The organism is Polaromonas sp., from assembly GCF_030682935.1.
In the GTDB taxonomy this organism is placed as follows: Bacteria; Pseudomonadota; Gammaproteobacteria; order Burkholderiales; family Burkholderiaceae_C; genus Polaromonas.
This window is the reverse complement of sequence record NZ_JAUXNA010000117.1, coordinates 1-1,578: the sequence shown is the minus strand read 5'-3', so window position 1 is coordinate 1,578 and position 1,578 is coordinate 1. Positions and strand designations below refer to the sequence as shown.

Sequence of the window (1,578 nt, the reverse complement as noted above, 5' to 3'; positions counted from 1 at the left end):
CATGATGCAAACTCCAGGCATTGCACCTCATGGCCCGTCTTCCCCGTCTCACGCTTCCCGGCTATCCCCATCACGTCATCCAGCGGGGCAATAACCGGCAGGCGATTTTTTTGTCCTCCGCCGACCATCTGGTGCTGCTGGGTCTGCTGGAAGAAAACGCCCAAAAATTTGGCGTGGCGCTGCATGCCTATGTGCTGATGAGCAATCACTTTCACCTGCTCGTCACCCCGACAAGCGATGAGGGCCTGCCGCAGATGATGCAAGCCGTCGGTCGCCGCTATGTGCGCTATTTCAACGACAGCCAGGGCCGCTCCGGGACCTTGTGGGAAGGGCGTTACCGCTCGACCGTGATAGAAACCGATCGCTACCTGCTGGCCTGCATGGCCTATATCGACCTTAATCCGGTGCGCGCCGGGATGGTCAAGGAGGCGCGCGACTACCCGTGGTCCAGCCACGGCCATTACGTCGGCTTGCGGACGGACAAGCTGCTGACCCCGCACCCGCTGTTTTGGGAGCTGGGCAACACCCCTTTTGCGCGCGAAGCGGCCTACGCCGAATTGGTGCGTGCCGGCATCACGCTGGCGCAGCAGGACGCGCTGACCCGCTCAAGCCTCAGTGGCTGGGCCCTGGGCGGCGACGATTTTGTGGCTGATCTGCAAAAACGCACAGATCGCCGCGTCAACAAGGCGCAGCCCGGACGCCCCATCAGCAAGCTTCCAGAGCGGTAATAAATGCCGGTTGCGCCTGTATTTAATGGTTTTATTGCTATTGTTTTGGATGCGTCCCTAATTAGTTGTTGACGGTTTTAAGTGGGAATTAATTGGAATCTGACCCCTATTAAAGTGCTTGGAATTCTTGTTGCGGTGCACTATGCTCTCAGTCCCTGCGAAAAACTTATGACGAGGAATTGCCATGACCACGGCTGCTGAAATCAAGCATTTTGAACAACACGGTTTGTATGCCGGTGCCAATGAACACGACGCCTGCGGTGTGGGCTTTGTTGCGCACATCAAGGGCCACAAGTCCCACTCCATCGTCCAGCAGGGCCTGAAGATTCTTGAAAACCTCGATCACCGGGGTGCGGTGGGGGCCGACAAACTGATGGGCGACGGCGCTGGCATCTTGATCCAGCTGCCCGATGCGCTGTACCGCGAAGAAATGGCCCAACAGGGCGTCAATTTGCCGCCACCCGGCGAATACGGCGTGGGCATGGTGTTTTTGCCCAAAGAGCATGCCTCGCGCCTGGCCTGCGAACAGGTGCTGGAGCGCGCCGTCAAGGCCGAAGGCCAGGTATTGCTGGGCTGGCGCGATGTGCCGGTGAACAAGGGCATGCCGATGTCGCCCACTGTGCGTGAAAAAGAACCCATACTGCGCCAGATTTTCATTGGCCGCGGCAACGACGTGATCGTGCAGGACGCGCTGGAGCGCAAGCTGTACGTGATCCGCAAGACCGCCAGCGCCAACATTCAGGCACTCAAGCTCAAGCACAGCAAGGAATACTATGTGCCCAGCATGTCCAGCCGCACGGTGATCTACAAAGGCTTGTTGCTGGCCGATCAAGTGGGCACCTACTATCGT

Annotated in this window: 1 protein-coding gene and 1 pseudogene; both read left to right on the top strand. The window is 58.4% G+C overall.

Annotation, left to right across the window (positions count from 1 at the left end):
• The first annotated feature begins 29 nt into the window (after nt 1–29).
• Nucleotides 30–728: a transposase gene (locus Q8K05_RS05375; RefSeq protein WP_305245490.1), complete on the top strand. Its 699-nt coding sequence runs from the start codon at nt 30–32 to the stop codon at nt 726–728.
• Nucleotides 729–912: 184 nt separating this feature from the next.
• A pseudogene (locus Q8K05_RS05370) lies at nt 913–1,578 on the top strand (glutamate synthase subunit alpha); the annotation flags it as partial.